The organism is Halarcobacter anaerophilus (genome assembly GCF_006459125.1).
GTDB classification, from domain to species: domain Bacteria; phylum Campylobacterota; class Campylobacteria; order Campylobacterales; family Arcobacteraceae; genus Halarcobacter; species Halarcobacter anaerophilus.
On record NZ_CP041070.1, the window covers coordinates 1,134,511 to 1,158,388 of the forward strand.

Annotated in this window: 25 protein-coding genes; 22 read left to right on the forward strand and 3 right to left on the reverse strand. The window is 30.4% G+C overall.

Going from position 1 to position 23,878, the window contains the following annotated elements:
* The first annotated feature begins 109 nt into the window (after positions 1-109).
* The 7 genes from AANAER_RS05565 to AANAER_RS05595 all read left to right on the forward strand — a co-directional run bounded on the left by AANAER_RS05565 (position 110) and on the right by AANAER_RS05595 (position 8,300).
* Positions 110-685 carry a HyaD/HybD family hydrogenase maturation endopeptidase gene (locus tag AANAER_RS05565; protein ID WP_129081838.1) on the forward strand — a complete coding sequence of 192 codons (576 nt, stop codon included), beginning with the start codon at positions 110-112 and terminating at the stop codon, positions 683-685.
* Entirely contained in the window at positions 676-2,211 is a 1,536-nt protein-coding gene (locus tag AANAER_RS05570) for a Kae1-like domain-containing protein (RefSeq protein ID WP_129081839.1), read from the forward strand. The genes AANAER_RS05565 and AANAER_RS05570 overlap by 10 nt, the downstream gene beginning before the upstream one ends.
* Positions 2,212-2,558: 347 nt before the next feature.
* Positions 2,559-3,716, forward strand: a complete 1,158-nt coding sequence (locus AANAER_RS05575) for a hydrogenase small subunit (protein ID WP_044415336.1) — start codon at positions 2,559-2,561, stop codon at positions 3,714-3,716.
* Positions 3,717-3,719: 3 nt separating this feature from the next.
* Positions 3,720-5,450 (forward strand): nickel-dependent hydrogenase large subunit, encoded by a 1,731-nt coding sequence (locus tag AANAER_RS05580; protein WP_129081840.1) that lies wholly within the window; start codon positions 3,720-3,722, stop codon positions 5,448-5,450.
* Positions 5,451-5,459: 9 nt separating this feature from the next.
* Positions 5,460-6,125, forward strand: coding sequence for a Ni/Fe-hydrogenase, b-type cytochrome subunit (gene cybH, locus AANAER_RS05585; protein WP_129081841.1), 666 nt, complete (start codon positions 5,460-5,462; stop codon positions 6,123-6,125).
* Positions 6,125-6,688 carry a HyaD/HybD family hydrogenase maturation endopeptidase gene (locus AANAER_RS05590; RefSeq protein WP_044416802.1) on the forward strand — a complete coding sequence of 188 codons (564 nt, stop codon included), beginning with the start codon at positions 6,125-6,127 and terminating at the stop codon, positions 6,686-6,688. The genes cybH and AANAER_RS05590 overlap by 1 nt, the downstream gene beginning before the upstream one ends.
* Complete coding sequence (locus tag AANAER_RS05595) at positions 6,672-8,300, forward strand: hypothetical protein (RefSeq protein WP_129081842.1); 1,629 nt, start codon at positions 6,672-6,674, stop codon at positions 8,298-8,300. Before AANAER_RS05590 ends, AANAER_RS05595 begins: the two co-directional genes overlap by 17 nt.
* Before the next feature lie 6 nt (positions 8,301-8,306).
* Here the strand turns inward: AANAER_RS05595 and AANAER_RS05600 are convergent, their stop codons facing one another.
* On the reverse strand, positions 8,307-9,041 hold the full coding sequence (locus AANAER_RS05600; protein WP_129081843.1) for a hypothetical protein: 735 nt from the start codon (positions 9,039-9,041) through the stop codon (positions 8,307-8,309).
* Between the two features lie 114 nt (positions 9,042-9,155).
* Here AANAER_RS05600 and hypF point away from each other — a divergent pair, with 114 nt between their 5' ends.
* Both hypF and AANAER_RS05610 read left to right on the forward strand, forming a co-directional pair.
* Positions 9,156-11,375, forward strand: a complete 2,220-nt coding sequence (gene hypF, locus AANAER_RS05605) for a carbamoyltransferase HypF (RefSeq protein WP_129081844.1) — start codon at positions 9,156-9,158, stop codon at positions 11,373-11,375.
* Between the two features lie 99 nt (positions 11,376-11,474).
* Positions 11,475-12,821, forward strand: a complete 1,347-nt coding sequence (locus AANAER_RS05610; protein WP_129081845.1) for a sodium-dependent transporter — start codon at positions 11,475-11,477, stop codon at positions 12,819-12,821.
* An 18-nt stretch (positions 12,822-12,839) separates the two neighbouring features.
* On the opposite strand, the gene AANAER_RS05615 is transcribed toward AANAER_RS05610, so the two are convergent.
* Entirely contained in the window at positions 12,840-13,136 is a 297-nt protein-coding gene (locus AANAER_RS05615) for a DUF3817 domain-containing protein (protein WP_129081846.1), read from the reverse strand.
* A gap of 107 nt (positions 13,137-13,243) precedes the next feature.
* Positions 13,244-13,903 carry a hypothetical protein gene (locus AANAER_RS05620; protein WP_228711146.1) on the reverse strand — a complete coding sequence of 220 codons (660 nt, stop codon included), beginning with the start codon at positions 13,901-13,903 and terminating at the stop codon, positions 13,244-13,246.
* Positions 13,904-14,114: 211 nt separating this feature from the next.
* Between AANAER_RS05620 and hypB the strand changes: the two genes are divergently transcribed.
* The 13 genes from hypB (at position 14,115) to zapB (ending at position 23,878) form a co-directional block, all read left to right on the forward strand.
* Complete coding sequence (gene hypB / locus AANAER_RS05625) at positions 14,115-14,912, forward strand: hydrogenase nickel incorporation protein HypB (protein WP_129081848.1); 798 nt, start codon at positions 14,115-14,117, stop codon at positions 14,910-14,912.
* Positions 14,913-14,921: 9 nt separating this feature from the next.
* Entirely contained in the window at positions 14,922-15,206 is a 285-nt protein-coding gene (locus AANAER_RS05630) for a HypC/HybG/HupF family hydrogenase formation chaperone (RefSeq protein WP_044415321.1), read from the forward strand.
* Between the two features lie 2 nt (positions 15,207-15,208).
* Positions 15,209-16,333, forward strand: coding sequence for a hydrogenase formation protein HypD (gene hypD, locus AANAER_RS05635; protein ID WP_129081849.1), 1,125 nt, complete (start codon positions 15,209-15,211; stop codon positions 16,331-16,333).
* Between the two features lies 1 nt (position 16,334).
* Positions 16,335-17,054, forward strand: a complete 720-nt coding sequence (locus AANAER_RS05640; RefSeq protein ID WP_129081850.1) for a glutamine amidotransferase — start codon at positions 16,335-16,337, stop codon at positions 17,052-17,054.
* Complete coding sequence (gene hypE, locus AANAER_RS05645) at positions 17,047-18,042, forward strand: hydrogenase expression/formation protein HypE (RefSeq protein WP_407646596.1); 996 nt, start codon at positions 17,047-17,049, stop codon at positions 18,040-18,042. Before AANAER_RS05640 ends, hypE begins: the two co-directional genes overlap by 8 nt.
* Before the next feature lies 1 nt (position 18,043).
* A complete protein-coding gene (hypA, locus tag AANAER_RS05650) occupies positions 18,044-18,385 on the forward strand; it encodes a hydrogenase maturation nickel metallochaperone HypA (RefSeq protein WP_044415318.1) in 342 nt (113 codons plus the stop codon).
* Positions 18,386-18,496: 111 nt separating this feature from the next.
* Positions 18,497-19,612, forward strand: coding sequence for an ABC transporter substrate-binding protein (locus tag AANAER_RS05655; protein ID WP_129081852.1), 1,116 nt, complete (start codon positions 18,497-18,499; stop codon positions 19,610-19,612).
* A gap of 128 nt (positions 19,613-19,740) precedes the next feature.
* Positions 19,741-20,637 carry a branched-chain amino acid ABC transporter permease gene (locus AANAER_RS05660; protein WP_129081853.1) on the forward strand — a complete coding sequence of 299 codons (897 nt, stop codon included), beginning with the start codon at positions 19,741-19,743 and terminating at the stop codon, positions 20,635-20,637.
* 17 nt (positions 20,638-20,654) lie between these two features.
* Positions 20,655-21,686: a branched-chain amino acid ABC transporter permease gene (locus AANAER_RS05665; protein WP_228135520.1), complete on the forward strand. Its 1,032-nt coding sequence runs from the start codon at positions 20,655-20,657 to the stop codon at positions 21,684-21,686.
* On the forward strand, positions 21,683-22,450 hold the full coding sequence (locus AANAER_RS05670; RefSeq protein ID WP_129081854.1) for an ABC transporter ATP-binding protein: 768 nt from the start codon (positions 21,683-21,685) through the stop codon (positions 22,448-22,450). The genes AANAER_RS05665 and AANAER_RS05670 overlap by 4 nt, the downstream gene beginning before the upstream one ends.
* Positions 22,443-23,138 carry an ABC transporter ATP-binding protein gene (locus tag AANAER_RS05675; RefSeq protein ID WP_129081855.1) on the forward strand — a complete coding sequence of 232 codons (696 nt, stop codon included), beginning with the start codon at positions 22,443-22,445 and terminating at the stop codon, positions 23,136-23,138. Before AANAER_RS05670 ends, AANAER_RS05675 begins: the two co-directional genes overlap by 8 nt.
* 83 nt (positions 23,139-23,221) lie before the next feature.
* A complete protein-coding gene (locus AANAER_RS05680) occupies positions 23,222-23,617 on the forward strand; it encodes a TerB family tellurite resistance protein (RefSeq protein WP_228711147.1) in 396 nt (131 codons plus the stop codon).
* A gap of 57 nt (positions 23,618-23,674) precedes the next feature.
* Positions 23,675-23,878 carry a cell division protein ZapB gene (gene zapB, locus AANAER_RS05685; RefSeq protein ID WP_044415308.1) on the forward strand — a complete coding sequence of 68 codons (204 nt, stop codon included), beginning with the start codon at positions 23,675-23,677 and terminating at the stop codon, positions 23,876-23,878.

Sequence of the window (23,878 nt, forward strand, 5' to 3'; positions counted from 1 at the left end):
AGGCTGCAACAATTTAGTTGCTGCCTATTTTTTTATAAAAGTTTATTTAAGATAAAATATTAAAAGTAAATATTTATTTTAAATAAATTTTTAAATTACAGGGAATTATATGAAAAATATTCTTATAGGTGTAGGAAATGTACTATTTAAAGACGAAGGAGTAGGAATCTATGCCTCTAAATATTTACAAAAAAATTTTGATTTTGGTGAAGAATTAGAAATTATCGAAGGCGGTACTTTAGGTTTTAAATTGATGACTTATTTTCAAGAGTATGATAATGTTATTATTTTAGATACTGTTTCTATTGAAGATAAAGCAGGTGAAATCTACAGATTACCTTCTGACGTTCTTTTAGGTCTTGGACAATATAGAAAAACTGCTCATGAAGTAGAAATAGTAGAGATGCTTGAAATATGTTCTGTTTTGGAAAAACATGCAGAAGTTACTATTTTAGGAATAATCCCCGAAGATATACAAAGTGTAGAAATAGGATTAACCCAAAATATTGAAAATAGATTTGATGAATATATAGCTCAAGCTTTAAAAGAGTGTGAAAGCATAGGAATAAAACCTAAAAGAAAAGATAATAAAAGCATTAAAAATATAGCTCAAGAGTTAATAGGAAGCTATAACGGGGAACACTTAAATAGAATCCCCAATGAGGAAGATACTACATGGAACTAATTTATAAAATAGAGTTTAACAGTACAAATTTTTATTTTAAAGATATAATTGACGAGATAATAAAAGCTTCGGCAGTAAATGCCGTATCAAAAATGTATAGAGGTTTTATTTTATTGGTCTGCAATGATACTGAAGAAAAAATTAAAGAGTTTTTTGAAGCTTTGGAACAAAAACTTCCTTTATCTATCTTTTTATCTAAAGCAGAAGTATTGGATAGTTTTGATTATGAAAAAAACAAAGAGCTTGAAGATAAACATATAAAAGTAAATTTATCACTGCTCACAAATGAACAGATAAAAAAGATTCTTGAATTAAACAGCATTGATTTTTCAAATGATATAAATAAAATAAAAGAGGGTGGAGTTTCACGTTTTGAAACACACAACGGATTAAAAGATTTTTTTCTTCCTTCACGAGCTTTAAGAGAAGATTTTGAAGCAAAAGGGTACGAAGTTAAATTACTTATTACTGATATAAATAAAATATCGGATCTTTTAGAAATTTCACAAAAAGATTTACAACTATTATGTTCTATAGAAAGACCCTTAGTCAAATTAAAATTCAAACTTCTTTATAATAAAAATAAAGAGTATTCCGATACTAGATTTATTTATGCCAAAATTCCCGATGATAAAGAGACTATTCTTTTTGCACATGCTTTAAAAAACAGCGGTCTAAATTATCTTTTATATGTAAATGACGATGTTTATCAAAACGGTTTAAAAGTTACATATAATGATAAACAAAATATTGTAGTTTACGGAGATAAAACACTTTTTCCTAAATATGATTATAAGTTAAATAGAAAAGTAAACTCTTCTGCTGATTATTTTGAAGAGTACGGTTGCGTATATAAAGCAGTTCTTTGTCAGCTTAATAAAAAAGATGTTCCTACTGTAGGAGTATATTTTTCATATAAGAGTGATGAATCTTCAATAAGAGTTAATATACCTGATATAGGGCAAAAAGAGATTATATATATTCCAAATGTTTTAAACAGCGTGGATAACTGCTTGGAAGATATAAAATCAATTGATGAAAATACGGATAGATTGGTTGAAAACTATGTTAAAAAATTTCCTCAATTCTTTGAAAAAGAGTTTTTAGACAAAAATAGCGACGGCTTTGCATCAATTTTAAATATCCTAGCTTATATTTTAGGAATGAAAGATTATAAAGAGTTTGAAGATACGGCACTTTTATATAGAGCTAAAAGCGGACTTCAAATAGATATGAACGTGCTTAAAATTGATGGGAAAAATTATTTGGATTATAGAAAAATTATCCAAAGTTCTATGAGTTATAAAATGGCTGATGTTGAAGATAGTATGATTGCCTACTCTTTTTATGAGAGTTTATGTGACTTTATAGCAGAACATGTTAATACAATATCAAAAGAGATAGGTGCAAAAGATTTAATCCTTTGCGGAAATATGTTTGCAAATTCGATTCTTCTTTCCAAAATAGATAAAAACTTAAAAAATATTAATATAATACTTCCTAAAGAGTATCCTTTAGATTACTAAAAATAATAAATTCTTCTTCTTTTTGAATAATAAGTTTAATTATAAATAAAAGTTATAATTAAACTTATTGATAAAATGTAAAAAAAATGTAGAAACTAAGAAGCAAAAACTATCAAAAATATTGAAAATATGGTAATTATGTCACGTTAATGTCATCTTAGAAAGATAAAATCAAATTATATTAAAAAACTTTAAAAAAAATTTAAATTTTTAGTTAAAGTTAAGTTTAAGTCATGTAATATTCTTTATATATAATGAATATTCATTCAAGAAATTGATTTAAGTGACAAGAATTTGTCGTAAGTGGTTATTATATAATTGAATAATTGTTTAGTAAAGGAAATATTGTGAAAGAGAATAGTTTATTTAACAGACTTTCGAAAAGATTGGAGTCTCTTGAAAAACTTCCAAAAATAGATGAAACTAAATCTATTCCAAAAGTTTTAGAAGAGAAAGGTTTCTCAAGAAGGGATTTTATGAAATGGGCTACTGCAGTTACTGCAATGTTAGCACTTCCAGCTAATTTTACTCCTCTAGTGGCAAAAGCTGCTGAGATAAGTGATAGATTGCCTATTATATGGCTTCATATGGCTGAATGTACAGGTTGTTCCGAATCGCTGCTAAGAACTGATGCACCTACAATTGATTCTTTGATATTTGACTATATCTCTTTAGAATATCATGAAACATTAATGGCAAGTGCAGGGTGGCAAGCAGAAGAGAATTTAGAACATGCAATAGAAAAACATAAAGGTAATTATATCCTTATGGTTGAAGGTGGTATTCCAAGCGGTGATACCGACTTTTATCTTACAATAGGCGGTCACGGTAAAACAGGAGAACAAAATGCAAAAGATGCCTGTGAAAGTGCAAAAGCTATTTTTGCTATTGGCACCTGTTCTTCTTTTGGAGGTGTACAAGCTGCAAATCCAAATCCTACAGGAGCGGTTGCTTTAAGCAAAGTAACTAACAGAACAGTAATAAACGTACCTGGATGTCCTCCAAGTGAAAAAAATATTGTGGGTACTTTACTTCATTTTATTCTTTACGGTACTCTTCCTGCTTTAGATCCATATAACAGACCAAAATGGGCTTATGGCTTAAGAATTCACGATCTTTGTGAAAGAAGAGGGCATTTTGATGCAGGTGAGTTTGTTGAAGAGTTTGGTGATGAAGGTGCAAAAAAAGGTTATTGTCTTTATAAAGTCGGTTGTAAAGGACCATATACTTTTAACAACTGTTCAAAAAATAAATTTAACCAACACACTTCTTGGCCTATTCAAGCAGGACATGGATGTATCGGGTGTTCAGAACCTGATTTCTGGGATACAATGGGACCTTTTGAAGAACCGGTTGCAGACAGATTGTATAATAGTGTATTCGGCGGTTTAGGAGCTGATGCAACAGCTGATAAAATAGGTGTTGGACTATTAGCGGTTACAGGTATCGGTATAGCTGCCCATGCTGCAATTTCAAAATTTAAACACCCAAAAGATGAGGAGTAAAAAATGTCAACAAAAAGAGTAATTGTCGACCCTATAACAAGAATTGAAGGACATTTAAGAATAGAAGTAGAGGTTGATGAAAATAATGTAATTCAAGATGCTTTTTCATCTGCTACTTTATGGAGAGGATTAGAGACTATTGTAAAAAACAGAGATCCAAGAGATGCCGGTTTTTTAATGCAAAGAATTTGCGGTGTATGTACTTTTTCTCATTATAGAGCAGGAATTGAAGCTGTTGAAGATGCTTTAGGTATTGTTCCTCCTTTAAATGCAAAATTAACAAGAAGTTTGATGAATCAAGCACTTTTTATGCATGACCACGTTGTGCATTTTTATCATCTTCACGGTTTAGACTGGGTTGACGTGGTATCAGCACTTGATGCAGATGTTGCAAAAGCTTCAAAAGAGGCATTTAAATATACAAAATATCCAATTGCAACAGGTGAAAATGATCTGTTAAAAGTTAAAGATAGAGTTAAAGCATTTGTTGACAAAGGTGAATTAGGACCGTTTGCAAACGCTTATTGGGGACATGGAACATTTAAATTTACTCCTGAGCAAAATTTAATTGCACTTTCTCACTATTTAAAAGCTTTAGAAGTTCAAAGAACAGCTGCACAACTTATGGCAATGTTCGGAGGTAAACAACCTCACCCTCAAAGTTTAACAGTAGGTGGAGTTACTTGTGTAATGGATCTGCTTGACCCTTCAAGAATGGGTGAATATTTAACAAAATACAAAGAAGTTGCAAACTTTATTGAACATGCATATTATGCCGATATAAAAATGGCAGGTGGTGCATACTTTAAAGAAGGAAGTGTTACTGCACAAGCAGGTACAATGAACTTTATGTCTCATCAAATGATGGAGTTAAACAGAAGTGAATATCTTTTTGATACAGGTATTATTTTAAACGGTGATTTATCAAAAGTTTATCCTATAAATGAAGATTTAATCACAGAAGAAGCAACTCACTCTTGGTATGCAGATAATGAACCTTTACATCCATATAACGGGAAAACAAATCCTAACTATACAGGATTAAAAGATAAAATGACAATTGGACCTGACGGTAAAGAGATTCCTTCTAAATCACTTGACGATCAAGGAAAATACTCTTGGATTAAATCTCCTAGATATGACGGTCAAGTTATGGAAGTGGGACCTTTATCTTGCTTGTTGGTTTCATATGCAAAAGGTAATACAAAAGTTAAAGCTGTAGTAGATGAATTTTTACAAGAGACAGGACTTCCAACCGAAGCTTTATTTACTGCCCTAGGAAGAACAGCTGCAAGATGTTTACAAGCTATGGCTATTATTAGAAACGGTATGGAAACATTCAATACTTTAATTGAAAACTTAAAAGTTGACCAAGAGACTTGTGCTTCATATCATATAGATAAAGATAAAGAGTATAAAGGAAGATTTATAGGAGATGTTCCAAGAGGAATGTTATCACACTGGGTTAGAATCAAAAACGGTGTTATTGAAAATTATCAAGCCGTAGTTCCTTCAACTTGGAATGCAGGACCGACAGATTCTAAAGGACAAAAAGGTCCATATGAATCAAACTTAATAGGTTTAAAAGTTGAAGATATTTCAAAACCTTTGGAAATTATCAGAATTATACATAGTTTTGACCCTTGTATTGCTTGTGCGGTACATGTAATGGATAAAAAAGGTAATAATCTTGGTGTTTACAAAGTAGATCCAATATACGGATGCAGCTGTTAGGAGCATATTATGATTAAAAAACATTATGAATTCTCATACTGGCTTAGAGTTACTCACTGGATTAGAGTTGTAGCAATTATTGTATTAACCGTATCAGGTTTTTATATAGCTTCACCTTTTATAACTCCTGCTAGTGGAGGCGAACCCACAAATTTTATGAATGCTCTTTTTAGATCATGGCATATAATTTTTGGATTTTTATTAATTGCAGTGACAATAGGAAAATTCTATTTGTTTATTTTTGATAAACAAAGTCAAGTAGAGAGAAAATCTTTTTGGGATTTTATTAATCCAAAAACTTGGATACAACAAATAGGATATTACTTACTTGTTTCAAAACATCCACATACAAAAGGAGCATATAATCCTTTGCAATTTTTAGCATATGCAGGGATTTATATCTCGCTTGTAATGATATCTTTAACAGGATTGATTTTATATGTAAATGTTTACCATGACGGAATGGGTGGATTATTATACGATGTTATGAGAAATTTTGAAGCAATATTAGGTGGACTAGCTTGGGTTAGACAGTTACATCATATCTTTATGTGGATTTTTATAATATTCTTACCAATTCACGTATATTTGGTAATCTTTAACTCAGTCTACGGAAAACACGGTGATGTTGATTCTATTGTAAGCGGATATAAATGGGTGAAAGAAAAAGAGTAATGAATATTTTAATATTAGGAATAGGAAATATCCTATTCCAAGATGAAGGTATCGGAGCTCATTTTGTACACTATTTAGATGAGAAGTATGATTATCTCTCAAATGAAAATAGCGTAACAATTGTTGATGGAGGAACATTGGCTCAAAGGCTGATTCCTCTTATCATAAAGTTTGATAAAGTTTTTGTGATTGATTGTATTGATGCACAAGACAGTAAAGCAGGAGATGTCTATTTCTTTGATTATTTAAAGGCACCTTCAGAAGTTGACTGGCAGGGAAGTGCTCATGAAGTAGAAATGCTTCAAACTCTTAATATGATAAAAATGAATGGAGATTTGCCTGAAACTTTTGTTTTAGGGATAATTCCCAAAAGAGTTGCAGATGATACCACTTTTGATTTAAGTGAAGAGATTGTAAAAGCATCGGCAACAATGGAGCATACGATTCTTAAATCTTTAAAAGAGTTAGGAGTTGAAACAAAAATTAGAAACAGCAATATTACTATAAACGATATTGCAAAAATTTCATTTAAAAGAGAGATTATTAATGATCTTAAAATATGAGTTTGAATATCAATCAAATAACAACTCTTTTATTACGATTTTAGATAATCTTCTAAAATCTAAAGAGTCTGAATATAAAATTGATAAAATAGGTGACAAAATCTTTTTATATGTAGAAGATGAAGAGAAAAGGCTAATAGAGTTATCGGACGAATTGTCAAAAGAGTTGCCTGTCTCGATATTTTTAAAAGATTTTTCATTGGAAGTTGTACCACACATACCTCCTATTGACTATCAATACACCCTAGATAGTTGCTTAAAGTCTTATTGTCCAAATTGTTTAAATGAAACTGAAAATAAAAAATCGGCAAATTATTATAATCCCTTCATAAATTGTCAGATTTGTGGTACAACTTCCAATGAAAAATCAATGCAAATTTATGAAAAAAACGAACTTTTAAGTTTTGAAAGTTTTAAAAAAAGTTTTGAATATTTAGCCTCTTCTTTAAATAATGGAAAAATTATAAAAATTAAAAACTCATCAAAAACTTTTTTTCTAAAAAAGTTTGAAAAAATAGAGTATGAAGATCAATGGTTATTATGTAATGATGTAGAAAATTTATCTAAACTAACTGTGGGGTCAAAACAAAAAAATATAGCTCTTCTTAGTTTGGAAAAGCCTGTTATTGATTTTAATATTAATGCTATTTATAAAAGAGCAAATAAAATTGATTTTGAAAAAGTAAAAATCTCATATCCTTGGGATTTGGTTTTATACCTTTTATCAAAAGAGCTTTTAGAACAAGAAATAGAGTTTCTATCAATAGAAGAGACAAAAGATGATTTTGATATAGAAGTAGTTTATGATAAAAGTCTTACTCCTCCTAATATCTCGGTAACTGAAAATAGAATTTTTCTTCTTGGCAACAGCTGCTATGACGAAAGATTGGATGAAATTTACGATAAATTCGATGAAGCATCAAAATCTCAGTTTACAGTTCTTTTAGATGAAAATGCACTTTATGAAAAATCAATTTTAAATATCTTCTTTTCATCAAAATATGATGACGCAATATCTCTATACTCTCCAAAAATTGACGGGATTATCGATATTGTAAAATTTAAATTGCCAAATTCAATTGAAGAACTTTTTGCAGAAATTAAAAAAAGTAAAAACGGAGAAAAACTTTTAAATAATTATAAAGAAAAATTTCCGGAAATTTATGAAAAAGCTTTACAAACAGATATTTCGACTTTACATAAAAATTCAATTTATTCTTTATGGGAAATTGCATCAACAGTTTTGGAAATAGATAATATTTATTCAAAAGCAAGCCATTGTATTTTACAAAAAGGTCCTAGAATAGATTATAAACTTAATAAAAACGATAAACTTTTTAATAATGAATTTGATTTTGTAAGTTTTATAAAAAGCGGTATAAGTTTCAAATTGGCAGGAGTTGACGAAAAAACAATATCTTTGGGATATGTAGAAAATTATATCTATTTTTTAAGTGATTTATTTGATAAAGTTAATGAAGAGTTTGAGCTTGACGGAATCTCTTTTTGCGGTGATTTTATAGGTGAAGATTTTATAAATAAACTTATAAATAAAATTTTTAATAAACAGTTAAAAATTTATTATAACAGAGATTTCCCGATACAAAAATAAAAGATTTTAAGTATCTGTTTTATTTTTGTTTTCGGAATTAATCTCTTGTTTTAATTCTGCAATTTGTGAGAGCAACTCCTCTTTTGATTTATTCTCTTTTTCAAGATCTTCTTCTAATTTTTTATTTGAAACTTTTATTTCATCGATTCTTTGAGTAATTGTAAGTTCTGCTTTACTAGCTAATTTATCAATAGTATTAGGAACAAGTTTCTCACTAAATCCGGCAATAAAACACCAAATCATGGCTTTTAAAACATCATGATTTGTTTTAGGAAGGATTTGTTGGAAAAAGTTTAAAAAATCTCCTGAATAGTCTGCTTCTAAATTTGAAAATTCCGGGAAAAAACTTCCTTGAATAAGTCCTGAAGAAATAGTTGCATAAAAAATCAATCCTAAAGTTCCCGAAATCAACAAAGATACATATATTTGAAGGATATTTATAATTTTTTCTTTCGGTACGAATTTATCAAGATGAGAAGAGGGAAGTTTATTTATTCTAAGATAGTTATTAATTACTCCGCCTAACATTCCGCATAAAAAAAGTATCAACAGTAAAGGATATTTTTTCCCATCATCCCAAAAAAAATCAGGTCTTTTTATCATTAGAATCAAAAAGTTAATTGCAAGAACGGCTGCAATCATTGCATGAACTCTAAGGCTTAAAGTCAAATCTTTAAGCAGATTTTTCGTATTTGTGGTCATTTGTTTAAAAGCTTGCATAAGATTTGCAGTTGGTTTCATTATAACCCCTTTGATATAATCTTTAGACTTATTTTATTATACATAAAAATTGTCACAAACGGTGTCACAATTAATAAAAATTTTACTACAATTAGAAAAAAGATTAGGAAAAGTATGAAGGCTGTTTATATTGAAGTAAAAGGTATAGTGCAAGGTGTAGGTTTCAGACCTTTTGTTTTTAATCTTGCAATTTCAAATAATCTTGCAGGATGGGTAAATAATGATGACAGAGGCGTTAATATAGTATTAGAAGGTTCTTCTTTAAATATAGAAAATTTTATTGAAACTTTAAAAAAAACTCCTCCGCCTTTGGCTAAAATAGACTCTCTTGAAACAAAAGAGATTAAAGCAAAAGAGTATAAAAAATTTGAGATAAAAAAGAGTGAAACAACTTCAAATAAAACAACAATAATCTCTCCTGATATGGCAATTTGCGAAGATTGTATAAATGATATAAACGATAAAAACAATTTTAGATATAACTATGCTTTAACAAACTGTACAAACTGCGGACCTAGATACTCAATTATTAAAACAGTTCCTTATGATAGATGTAATACTTCTATGAGTGATTTTATTATGTGCGAGGATTGCCAAAAAGAGTATGAAGAGCCTTCAAACAGGAGATATCATGCCCAACCCGTTTCTTGTGAAAAGTGTGGACCGAAAATTGCTTTATATGATAAAAACAATAATCTAATTTCAGAAGATAATAAAGCAATAAAAGAGATAGCTTTAAAAATAAATAGCGGAGAAATAGTCGCTATAAAAGGAATGGGAGGTTTTCATCTTATTTGCGATGCAACAAATGATAAAACTGTTGAACTTTTAAGAAAAAGAAAAAACAGACCTGCAAAGCCTTTTGCTGTTATGTTTAAAGATATAAAGCAGTTAAAAGAGTTTGCAGACTTTACAAAAAAAGAGGAAGAGATAATTACTTCAAAAGAGAAACCTATTACTCTAATTAAAGCAAAAAGTTCATCTTTAAGTTTTTTTGTTGCACCTAATATTGACAGATTAGGGTGTTTTATTGCATATACTCCTTTACATATAATTCTTTTTAAATATTTAAAAAATCCCATAATAGCAACAAGTGCAAATCTATCTGATGAACCGATTATCAGACAAAAAGATGAGTTGCTTGAAAAGCTTGCAAATGTGGTTGATTTTATATTAGATTATGACAGAGAGATTGTAAATGCCTGCGATGATTCAGTCGTACAAGTTGTAAATAATGAAATTTCAGTTTTAAGAAATGCCAGAGGTTATGCTCCCACATCTTTAAAAGCAGAGAAAAAAACAGCTAAAAAAATACTAGCTTTAGGCGCAAACCAAAAAGCAACAATAGCTTTGGCGTTTGAAGATAATCTGATTTTATCTCCTCATATAGGAGATTTGAATTCAATTACTTCTTTGGAGTATTTTGAAAGAACAATTGAAACTTTTAAAAGGTTTTATGATTTTGAACCTGAACTTATAGTTTGCGATAAACATCCAAATTATGAGAGTACAAAGTGGGCATTAAAACAAAATATTAAAACGGTGCAAATTCAGCATCATTATGCCCATGCTCTTTCGACTATGGCTGAATACGGCTTAGATGAAGATGTTTTGGCTTTTTGTTTTGACGGAACAGGGTATGGCGATGACGGAAATATTTGGGGAGGAGAGGTCTTTCTAGCAAATAAAAAAGAGTATAAAAGAGTAAATCATTTTAAATATTTTAGATTAATAGGCGGAGAAAAATCTATAAAAGAGCCAAAAAGAGTAGCTCTTTCCCTTCTTTTTGAAACTTTTTCTTTAGATGAAGTATTAAAGCTTGATACTCCCACAGTAAATGCTTTTTCCGTAAATGAGATAAAACTTTTGCATACAGTTTGGCAAAAAGGTTTAAATGCACCACTTACAAGCTCTGTAGGAAGAATTTTTGATGCTGTTGCCTCTTTTAGTTCAATCGCCCAAACGCAAACCTATGAAGGAGAGACGGGACTTCAAATAGAGCAAGCATATGATAAAAAGATAAAAGAGTTTTACTCTTATGAAATAAAAAATGGAAATATAGATTTAACAAAAGCAGTAGAAGAGCTAATAAAAGATAAGCAAAAAGAGTTAATTTGCTCAAAATTTATAAATATGTTAGTTGATATTATAATAACAATATCTTTAAAATATGATCTGCCTATAGTGCTTACGGGAGGAGTTTTTCAAAATAAAACTCTTTTGGAACTGGTCTGTAAAAAACTGGAAAAAGAAGGTAAAAAATATTATTACTCAAAAAGAGTTCCTTTAAATGACGGAGGAATAGCTTTAGGACAACTCTACTCTCAAATTTAATAGATAAAAGTTTCAAGAAAATTTTATAAAAATTCCTTAAAATGACTTTTAACTCACTTTTAGATAAAATCAATACTTCAAATTTTTACAAGGTGAGTTATGTCAATAACAAGATTTAGTAGATTAGGATTTATTTTAGCTGCAGTAGGTTCTGCAGTTGGGTTGGGAAATATTTGGAAGTTTCCCTATGTTACGGGAGAATACGGCGGTGGAGCTTTTGTTTTAGTATATTTGATTACAGCACTTTTTATAGGTATATTTGTATTAATAGCTGAACTGTTAATCGGTAAAATTGGACAAAGTGATGCTGTTTCCATGTTTGAAAAACTTGCGGTTAAAAATAAAAAAAGATGGAAATTTGCAGGTTTTATCGTAGTTTTACCTTTAATAATTCTTTCATACTATTCTGTAGTAATCGGTTGGATTTTTCATTATATTGCAATCTCTTTTGAAAAATTACCCACAACGGTAAAAGAATCAACCGACAATTTTATGAATCTTTTAACAACTGATTATCAAACACAACTTTTTTATCATACTTTGGTATTTATTTTAGTTACGGCAATTGTTTTAAAAGGAATCAAAGAAGGAATTGAAAAGATAAATAAAGTATTAATGCCTCTTCTTGGAATTATATTAGTTATTTTATTTATATATTCAATAAATATCAGTGCTTTTTCAAAAGCAGTCCATTTTATGTTTGACCCTGATTTCTCAAAACTTACATCAACAGCCGTAGTTGTAGCAATAGGTCAGGCTTTTTATACTTTATCTTTAGGAATGGGGATTATTATTACCTATGCTGCTTCTTTGCCAAAACATACGAATATCGTAAAATCTTCGGTTTTAATTGCAATTATTGATACAATAGTTGCAGTTGTGGCAGGACTTATAATCTTTACTCTTCTTTTTGACAAAGGAGCCGAATCAACAAAAGGTGCAGGTTTGGTCTTTATCTCTTTGCCTTCTGTTTTTTACGAGTTTGGAAGTGCGGGAAAATTTTTGGCACTACTTTTCTTTATTGCTATTGCTTTTGCGGGTATTACTTCTGCAATCTCTATGATGGAACCGACTGTACTTTATTTGATTGAAAGATATAAAATGACAAGAGCCAAAGCTGCATTAATTTGTAGTGCTTTTTTCTATCTTTTAGGTATAGTAACTCTTTTTTCAAATATTACGGATTATGCCCCTTCTTTACAAGTAGGAGATAAAAGTTTTTTTGACTGGGTAGATTTTGTCTGTTCTACGATATTGGTTCCTTTTGGAGGTATTTTAGTAGCTATTTTCGTAGGATATAATATGGATAGAGAAAAAATCAAAGAAGAACTTATTCCGGTCATGGGAAAATCTCTTTTTAAAATCTGGTTTTTTATGATTAGATATATAATTCCTGTTGCACTTGTAGCGGTAATTTTAAATGAAACAGGATTGTTTAAATTCTAAGAGGTTTTTCTCTTAGAATTAATTATTAGCTCTGACTTTTACTCTTCTTTCTATAAAAAATGCTCCAAAAGGTATTAGTGAAAGTACAAAAAGTTGAAACATAAAACCTATATTCCAGTTCTCTTTTATTTTTGCCTGAAAAAGTGAAAACATAAAAATAAGAAACAAAATACCGTGAATCATTCCAAAAACTTTTACAGGGTAAGGATTTTGTCCTACATATTTAATAGGCATAGCAATAAAAACTAAAAGTAAAAAAGATAGACCCTCTGTTGCAGAGATTAGTCTAAATCTATTTAAAGCATTGGTAAACATAAGTATCCTTTATTTTTCTTGTAATAATAATAAGATAAAATTATATTAACTTTATGTAAATAATAAAAATTATCTCTTTATAAAAGTTTAATATTTTATTGTATAATCTATGTGTAGTATAAATCTTTTAAAATCTCTATTTGTTTGTTTTGCAGATAATTAAACTTAAATTCACACTCTTTTAAATAGTAAAAAAAGTTCTCTTCATCGACACCTTTATATTTTTTAAGACTCTCTTCTAAATATTTCCAAAAAACACTTAACGGAGTTGCATACGCATAATGGGAATATATTTTGTGCCATTTTAAATAATCCTCAAAATTCTTGCTGTCTTCACCTCTGTCGTATTTTGTAAGTTTGGGCATTAAAAGAGTAAAAACTTTTCTATTTGAGTAAAATCCTAATATATTGATTGCTTTGTATAAAGATCTTTTCTTATCTCTTTTTTGTCTTTTTGTAAAGTAGTAATACTCTTCATATGAGCTGTTGTCCAAAATCGAACTATAATGCTCATTTTCTAAAAAGTAAGCTATAAGTTTTCTAAAAAGGGAATATCTATTTTGAATTGTTCTATAATTTACATTAAGTATTTTTGCGCATTTGTTTGCATTTATATTATTACAAAAAAGTTCTATAACTCTCAGATCCGTGTTGATTTTCTTAGGAGAGAATTTTCTTTTACAAACACTGCATTTTTTATAGTTGTCTTTTAAGTTATAGACCCTTTTACTTTTACAATAAGGACAGTTCATTTTATATATCTTCACTTTAAAAATTTTTTACTTTTATAATAAATACAAAAGAATTTAAACAATATAATTTTATAAGAATTATATAGTTCAAATAATACATAAGAGTACCATAATCTTAGTTTAATTTTAGGTTACATAGACTAGACTAAATTAAATGAATAGATATTCATAGTTAAAAAATATAAAAAAATTCTCTTAAAAAAAAGAGAAAAAAAAGGATAAAATTATGTGTAAAGATTGCGGTTGTAGTATAACAGACCATCACCATCATGATCATGAACACTCTCATGAACATTCACACGACCATAGTCATGGAGACAGTGTTCCTCATCAAGCAGCTCATGAAACACTTCACCATAATCCACAGTTAAATGATAGCAAAACAATCTCTGTTATTCAAAAAATTTTAGATAAAAACGATCATGAAGCAGCACATAACAGAGCACATTTCAATGACTACAAAGTTTTAGGAATAAATCTTATGAGTAGTCCCGGAAGCGGTAAAACAACACTTCTTGAACATTTGATGCCTCTTGCTGATTTTAAATTCGGTGTTGTTGAAGGTGACTTGGAAACAAATAAAGATGCAGACAGATTAAAAGAAAAAAATATAAAAGCAGTACAGATTCAAACAGGAAGTGCTTGCCACTTAGATGCTTTTATGGTTCACAAAGGTTTACACGATATGCCTTTAGATGATATTGACGTATGTTTTGTAGAAAACGTAGGAAATCTTGTTTGTCCCGCTTCATATGATGTGGGAACTCATTTAAATATTGTTTTGGTTTCTGTTCCTGAAGGGGAAGATAAAATTGCAAAATATCCCGTAATGTTTAGAGCGGCAGATTTGATTTTATTTACAAAAACAGATTTACTTCCTTATTTTGAATATGATTTGGAAAAAGAGAAAGCAGAAGCTAGAAAATTAAAACCCAACGTTGATATTTTAGAAGTTTCAATAAAAGACAAAGACTCTTTACAAGCAGTTGTAGATTGGATTAATTATAAAAGAAAATTTAGATAAGGGAATAAGATGTGTTTATCAATACCATCAAAAATTACGAAAATAGATGAAAAAAACAATATTGCAACTGTAGATACTATGGGAGTAGAAAGACAGGCAAGTCTTGATTTAATCGATCAAGAAGTAAATGTCGGAGATTATGTTTTGATTCATATTGGTTTTGCAATGAATAAAATAGATGAAAAAGATGCATTATCCTCTTTGGAAGTATATAAAGAGATTATCGAAAAAATGGAAGAAGAGGATAGGCGTCAAGCTATTTTAGAGGATGATGCCTGTCCTAACAGAGGTTAAAAATGTCTGAACTTAAATTAAAAGACCTTTATGACGGGTTTAGAGATCCAAAGGCAATTAAAGCATTAAAAAAATTAATTGATGAAGAGGCAAAAAATTTACCTAAAAAAATAAGAGTAATGGAAGTATGCGGAGGGCATACGCATACGATTATGAAATACGGTTTAAATCAACTTATGCCTTCAAATATCGAGTTTATACACGGTCCTGGGTGTCCTGTTTGCGTGATGCCAAAAGAGAGAATAGACCATGCTTATATTTTAAGTTTGCAAGAGAATGTGATTTTAGTAACCTTAGGAGATATGATAAAAGTTCCCGGAAGTCATGGGAGTTTGCAAGATGCAAGAAGTAAAGGTGCAGATGTAAGATTTGTATACTCTCCTTTGGATACAATAAAAATTGCACTTGAAAACCCTGATAAAAAGATTATCTTTTTTGCGATAGGGTTTGAAACAACAACTCCAATGACGGCAGCACTTCTTGAACATATAACAAAAAGAAAAATTGACAATATCTTTTTTCATATAAATCATATTACGGTTCCTCAACCTATGAAAGTTTTATTAGAGAGTGATGACTGTAAAATAGATGCTTTTATAGGACCCTCTCATGTTAGCGTAATAACAGGTTCTAAAATATATGAAGAGTTTGTAAAAGATTATAAAAGACCTGTAGTTGTTGCAGGTTTTGAACCTGTAGATGTAATGCAGTCAATTTTAGCAATAGCAAAACAGTTTAATGAAAACAGATGTGAACTTGAAATAGAGTATTCAAGAGCGGTATCTCATGACGGAAATATTGCCGCACAAAAATTAATCGATAAATATTTTACAAAAGCAACACACTTTAGATGGAGAGGTTTAGGCGATATCCCGGATTCAGCTTTAAGATTAAGAGACGAATATGCCTATCTTGATGCTGAAATTATATATAAAGATATTTTGCCAAATGAAAAAATCGATGATCATAAACTCTGTATTTGCGGAGATATTATGAGAGGAGTCGCTAAGCCTCATGACTGTAAAGTTTTTGGCAAAGCCTGTAATCCTAGTTCTCCTCTAGGAAGTTGTATGGTGAGTAGTGAAGGTGCTTGCAGCGCCTATTATAAATATGGGAATCTATTATAAAATGAAAAAACTTTTTATTATAAAAACAGGAAAAACTTTTAAAAATACATTAGAAGAAAACGGTGATTTTGAAGATTGGGTAATTAAAAGAATCGATAATGAAAATTTGGAAAAAAAAGTTATTGATATTCAAGCGGGACATCCTCTTCCGAATTTAGAGGAGTGTGCAGGAGTTGTTTTAACAGGTTCTCACTCAATGGTTACCGATGAAGAGCCTTGGAGTCTAAAAATTGAAAAATGGATACCATCTTTAATTGAAAATTCTATACCTCTTCTTGGTATTTGTTACGGACATCAATTATTGGCAAAAAGTATGCAGGGCTTTAGTACCTATCATAAAAAAGGTATGGAAATAGGAACGGTGAATATAAGTTTGACTAAAGAAGCAAAAGATGATGAACTCTTTAAAAATTTACCTGAAAGTTTCAAAGCTCATACAATCCATTCCCAAACAGTTGAAGAACTTCCTAAAGATACAATAAGATTGGCTTTTAATACCCATGATAAAAACCATAGTTTTAGAATAGGGAAAAATGCCTGGGGAGTACAGTTTCATCCTGAATATGATAAAAATATTATGAAATCATATATTAAAGAGGTTTCAAAAGCTAAAGAGCTGCCTTTAGAAGAGTTGTTAAACAATGTAGAAGAGACCAAAGAAGCGAATTTTGTTTTAAAAAGATTTGGAGAAATAGTAGAAAAAGAGGTTGACAATGACTAATATTACCCTAGCTCACGGAAACGGCGGGCAAGAAAACAATGAATTAATTACTAAAATTTTTTATAAAGCCTTTAAAAACGATATTTTGGCAAAAAGTGAAGATGCAGCTGTTATAGAAAACGGTAACTTAGCTTTTAGTACCGATTCTTTTACCGTAAGTCCAATAGAGTTTCCTGGCTCAAATATAGGAAAACTCTCAATTTGCGGAACTTGCAATGATTTAGCCATGATGGGTGCAAGTCCTAAATATCTTACTTGTTCTGTGATTATAGAAGAGGGCTTTGATGTAAAAACTTTGAAAAGATTAGTTTCAAGTATGGAAGAAGAGCTTAAAATAAACGGTGCTGTTGTTGTAAGCGGAGATACAAAAGTAGTTCCAAAAGGAAGCGTAGATAAAATTTTTATAAACACAACAGGAATAGGAGAGATAAAACAAAAAGGTATTTCTTCAAATAATATCCAAGAAGATGACGTAATCCTTGTCTCTAACTCTATAGGAAAACACGGAGCCACTATTTTTGCAGCAAGGGAAGGAATAGATTTTTCGACAAATTTAAAATCCGATTGTGCTTCACTTTGGCCGGTAGTAGAAAAACTTATTGATGAAAATATTCAAATAAGAGCTTTAAGAGATGCTACAAGAGGCGGAGTTAGTGCAGTTTTAAATGAATGGGCGAAACAATCGGATATTTGTATCGAAATTGAAGAAGAAAAAATTCCCGTATGTGATGAGGTAAACGGAGTTTGTGAGCTTTTGGGTTTTGAAGCTTTAAGTCTTGCAAATGAAGGAACTTTTGTTATGGCTGTTTCTAAAGAACAAGTTTCAAAAGCTTTAGAAATTTTAAAATCAATGCAGACCTCAAAAGAGGCTGTAGTAATAGGCGAAGTAACTTCAAAACATAAAGGAAAGGTTGTATTAAATACAGCTTGGGGAACACAAAGATTTATTGATTTGCCTACAGGTGAATTATTGCCAAGGATTTGTTAAAATGCACGAATATAGTATTGTTCAATCTTTATTAGATAGTTGTGAAGAACACGCAAAACAAAATGATTCTACAAAAGTTACGAAAGTAGTTGTTAAAATCGGAGTTTTAAGCGGAGTTGAGCCTGATTTACTTCAAACAGCATTTGATACATTTAAAGAAAAAACTGTTTGTGATGGTGCCGAATTTATAATAAACCATCAAAAAGTGGTTATCAGCTGTCTCTCCTGCGGTAAAGAATCCACTTTGGAAAAAAATGAATTTTGCTGCCCTTCGTGTAACTCAAACAAAATAAAAGTAATCGACGGAGAAGATATGTTTTTAATGAGCTTGGAGATGGAATAAGTACCTAAAACATATAACTTTCTTGTAATTTGAACGAAATATATACAACATATACAAAAACTTTTTGCAAATTTATGATACCATTTTTGAATAAATTTACAAGGAGTATAAATGAAGAAATTAATTAGTTTAGCAGTTGCTTCAGCATTAACTTGTGGGGTAGCTCTAGCAAAAGAGATTAAAGTCGGTGCATTAATGCCAATGACAGGTACCATTGCTGCATACGGACAAACTGCTAATTTAGGAGTTGAATTAGCAAACAAACTACAACCGAAACTTAAAAACGGAGATACTATAAAATTAGTATTATTAGATAATAAAGGGGATAAAGTAGAGACTGCAAACGGTACGACAAGACTTATCTCATCTGATAAAGTTGTTGCTATTTTAGGACCTTTAACTTCTTCAAACACAGCTCAAGCAATCTCAATTGCAGAGAAAAAACATGTTCCTATTGTTGCACCTGTTGCTACAAATGACAAACTGACTACAAAAAGAGAGTATGCAAATAGAGTTTGTTTTACTGACTCTTTCCAAGGTGAAGTAGTTGCAAATTATGCAATTTCTCAAGGGTATAAAAGTGCAGTTTTATTAGTAGATCAAGCACAAGTTTACTCTTTAGGTTTGGCAAAAGCATTCCAAAAAGCTTTCAAAGATAAAGGCGGAAAGCTTTTAAAGAAAATAAAAATTACCTCTGGTGATAAAGATTTTAAAGCAGTTGTTTCTCAAATAAAACAGTTAAACCCTGACTTCTTATTCTTACCTTTATATCACCCTGAGGCTTCAATGATTGCAAGACAATCTAAACAATTAGGTTTAACAAAACCAATGTTTAGTGGAGACGGTGTTGCAAACCAAACTTTTATAGATTTAGGTGGAGATGCTGTTGAAGGTTATATGTTTACCGACTTTTTTGATTCAACAAATCCTCCTTCTCAAACTTCAGCTGATTTCGTAGCATTTCATGAAAAAGAGACAGGTAAAAAAGAGGTTAACTCATTTACTGCTTTGGGAGCTGATTCATATAATATCTTGATTGATGCAATGAATAGATGTGAAGATCCGACTGACTCTGTTTGTGTTAACAAAGAGATTAAAAAAACAAAAGATTTTGACGGTGTTTCAGGTAAAATCAGTATTGATAAAAACGGTAACGCAATTAGATCGGCAGTTATCAAAGAGATTAAAAGTGGTAAAGCTGGATATAAAGCTACAGTAAATCCATAATAACTATTTTTTATAAAAAAGCCTAGTTTCTTTGCTAGGCTTTTTTTTTATTATAAGAAAAATAAAGTCTTTCATGTTTTTTTTCTTATGATAAAATTAGGATTTTTTAAATAATTTTGGGAGACTTGATGGATATATTAACATTTATGCAACAAATGGTTAATGGATTCTCTTTAGGATCTATGTATGCCTTAATTGCAATTGGTTATACGATGGTGTACGGTGTTTTAAGGCTTATAAACTTTGCACACGGTGATATTATGATGGTTGGTGCCTTTTTAGGTTATACTTTTATGGCAGTATTTAATTTACCTTTCTCTTTGACTATATTACTTTCTGTAGTATTCGCTGCTTTACTTGGAATTTTGATGGATAAAATTGCATATAAACCATTAAGAGAAGCTCCTAGAATCTCACTTTTAATTACTGCAATAGGTATCTCTTTTTTCTTGGAAAATGCTTTTACGGTATTTGCCGGCGGTGTTCCAAGAGCTTTTCCTGTTCCTTCTTATATGGAAAATATTTTTAATGTTGCAGGGCTTACTTTTTCTGCCTCATCTATAACTGTTCCTATTGTAACAATGATTCTTTTATTGGCAATTTTGTATGTATTATATAAAACAAAATACGGAATGGCAATCAGAGCTTTATCTTTTGATATAAAAACAGTTAATTTAATGGGTGTTGATGCAAATATGATTATTGCGATTGTTTTTGGTTTAGGTTCTGCACTTGCAGCAGTAGGTGGAATTTTCTGGGCGGTAAATTATCCTTCTGTTGAACCTATGATGGGAGTTTTAGTAGGACTTAAAGCCTTTGCAGCAGCAGTCGTAGGCGGTATAGGTTCCGTAACGGGAGCTGTTATAGGAGGTTTTATAATTGGATTTACGGAAGTTGTAGTTATTACGTTTTTCCCTGAACTTGGCGGATATAAAGATGCTTTTGCTTTTGTATTTTTAATTTTGGTATTACTGTTTAAGCCTACAGGTATTATGGGCGAAGATTTAGAAAAAAGTAGGTTTTAGTTATGGTAGAAAATCAAATATTTACAAAACAAAGATTAATAAACTTATCAATAATAATTGCGGCAATTTGGTTTACATGGTTTGCACAAAATCATTTTGATGAATATACTGTTAGAATTATAAACAATGTTGCAATTTTTATTATTTTGGCAGTTTCATACAATCTGATAAACGGAGTTACAGGGCAGTTTTCATTGGAACCAAACGGTTTTGTGGCAATAGGAGCTTATGTTACGGCAATATTAACCGTAGATGCAGAAGGAATGTTATATCAATATGATTTGGAAGATCCTGCTCAATGGGTATTGGCATTGCAAGCGGATTTTGTTTGGGCTTTACTTTTTTCGGGAATAATTTCTGCTTTATTGGCTCTTTCTTTAGCTTTCCCCGTATTTAGAGTAAGAGGGGATTATCTTGCTATCGTTACTCTTGGTTTTGGTTTTATTATTAGAATAATAACAATCAATGTTCCTGCTGTTACAAACGGATCTTTAGGGATAAATGATATTCCCGAACATTCAAATCTCTATTGGACTTGCGGTGCCGCAATAATTGCGGTTGTAGTGATATTAAATGTTATATATTCAAAATACGGAAGAGCAATGAAAGCTGTAAGAGACGATGAAGATGCGGCTACAGCAATGGGTATTAATACTTTTAAAACAAAAACTCTTGCCTTTTCGACTTCTGCATTTTTTGAAGGTGTAGGAGGTGGTTTGTTAGCTGCACTATTAACTTCGATTTCACCTGATTTATTTACGTTTTTATTAACTTTCCAACTTCTTATTATAATAGTTCTTGGAGGTTTAGGAAGTACTACAGGAGCAATAATAGGTACGATTTTAGTTATGGCAGGACTTGAATGGATGAGATTCTTAGATGAACCGATGAATCTTTTCGGGTATCAAACAGAAGGCTTACCTGGTATGAGAATGGTTGTTTTTTCACTTATTTTAATTGTCGTAATGCTATTTGCCAGAGAAGGACTAATGGGTAAAAAAGAGCTATTTGAATTGAAAATTTTTAAGAAAAAAAAGGCAGATAAATGATTTTAGAGGTTTGTAATATTACTAAAAAATTCGGTGGAGTCACTGCTATTAATAATACCTCTTTTCATGTAAAAGCAAAAGAGATTTACGGTCTAATTGGTCCAAACGGTGCAGGGAAAACAACTCTTTTTAATATAATAACGGGAAACTATGAACCCACAGAAGGAATGGTAAAGTTTCACGGACAAAGAATAGACGGAATTAAACCTTATAAAATCGTACATAGAGGAATTGCAAGAACTTTTCAAAATATTAGATTGTTTAATTCAATGACCGTATTAGATAATATTTTAATAGGCTTTGATTATCAAGCTGAATATTCATATTTAGAAGCAATTTTAAGACTTCCTAGATTTTTTAAAGAAGAGAAAAGAATCAAAAAAAGAGCTTTTGAAATAATGGATGTTTTAGGAATCAAAAAATATGCACAAGAGATGGCAACTTCATTATCTTACGGTCAGCAAAGAAAAGTTGAAATAGCAAGAGCCTTGGCTGCTTCTCCTCAACTTCTTCTTTTAGATGAACCAGCAGCTGGTATGAATCCCCATGAAACTGAAGAGTTGGCAAATCTGTTTTTTAAAATAAGAGATGAGTTTGACGTAACTATTCTTTTAATAGAACATGATATGAAATTTGTAAATAAACTTTGCGATAGAGTTATGGTTTTAGATTACGGAAAAACTATTTTTGAAGGTGATATTAAAGATGCAATTAATGATCAAGAGGTAATAAAAGCCTATCTGGGAGATTTTAAACATGCTTAAAGTAAAAAATTTAGAAGTATTTTACGGACTTATAAAAGCCGTAAAAGGTATTGATTTTAACGTTCAAGCAGGTCAGATAGTATCTTTAATCGGTTCAAACGGAGCAGGAAAAACATCAACCTTGCAATCAATTGTAAATGACGTAAAGAAAAAAGGGAAAATAATTTTTAATGATGTTGATATTTCTCATCATAAAACTCATAAAATAGTAAAAGAGGGTATCTCTTTAGTTCCTGAGGGAAGAAGAGTTTTTCAAAATCTGACAATAGAAGAAAACCTTAGAATGGGTGCTTTTAACAATGATGATATTTATGAAGAGTATCAAGAAAGAATGTTCAAACTTTTTCCTAGACTTATAGACAAAAAAGGGCAGTTAGGCGGAACTATGAGCGGAGGTGAGCAACAAATGCTTGCTATTGCAAGAGCTTTAATGTCTTCTCCGAAACTTCTTATGCTTGACGAACCCTCTTTAGGTTTGGCTCCTAAAATCGTGGGAGAACTTTTTGATACGATAGTAAGATTAAAAGAGGAAGGATTTACTATTCTTTTAGTAGAGCAAAATGCTTTTGCCGCACTTGAAATTTCAGATTATGCTTATGTTCTAGAAAACGGTAAAGTAGCTTTGGAAGATGAAGCCTCTAAATTAATAGATTCTGATGAGATAAGAAAAAAATATTTAGGAGCTTAATTCATTTATTTATGAATGATTAACCTTTTTATATTAAAATAATTATTAAGACAAATTAATTTTATAGGATATATATGCTTTTAATGAAACTCGAGGCAAGAGAAAAATTCTCTTTTTTACAACTTGCTCACTATTTGGCAAGAATTGATAATGATTACGGTGAAAAAGAGAGGGAAATTATTTTAGAATATTGTGCCGAGATGGGTATAGAAAATGACGAAGATTTTGATATTGAAGAGTTTTCTTTAGAAGGAACATTAAAAGATTTTAAGTCTGACAAAAGTAAAAAAATAGTAATACTAGAGTTAATGATACTAATTCATGCTGATGATAAATTTGATTTAAAAGAGAGAGAATTAATCTCAAAAATAAATGACTCTTTTAAATTATCTTCCGAAAATTTGGAGTTTTGTTCACAATGGGGAAAAGGTGTTGCAGCCCTTTATTCTCAGGGAAAACTCTTTATTAACGGTGAATAAAAAATAATTTTTGAGTTTAAACAGTTTTTCTAGGATAAATTAGATAAAATAATATGCATGGAAATCATTGAAAAATTAAATATGAAAATTGATAAATTAATATATGAATATGAGCTCTTGAAAAAAGAGAATGACAACTTACGTCAAGACTTAGATAATTTAAAAAATAAAAATGATGAATTAGAGAGAAACAATCAAGATATGCTTTTAAGAATTGATAGTACACTAACTTTCGTTGAGGCAAAAAATATTGGAAAATAA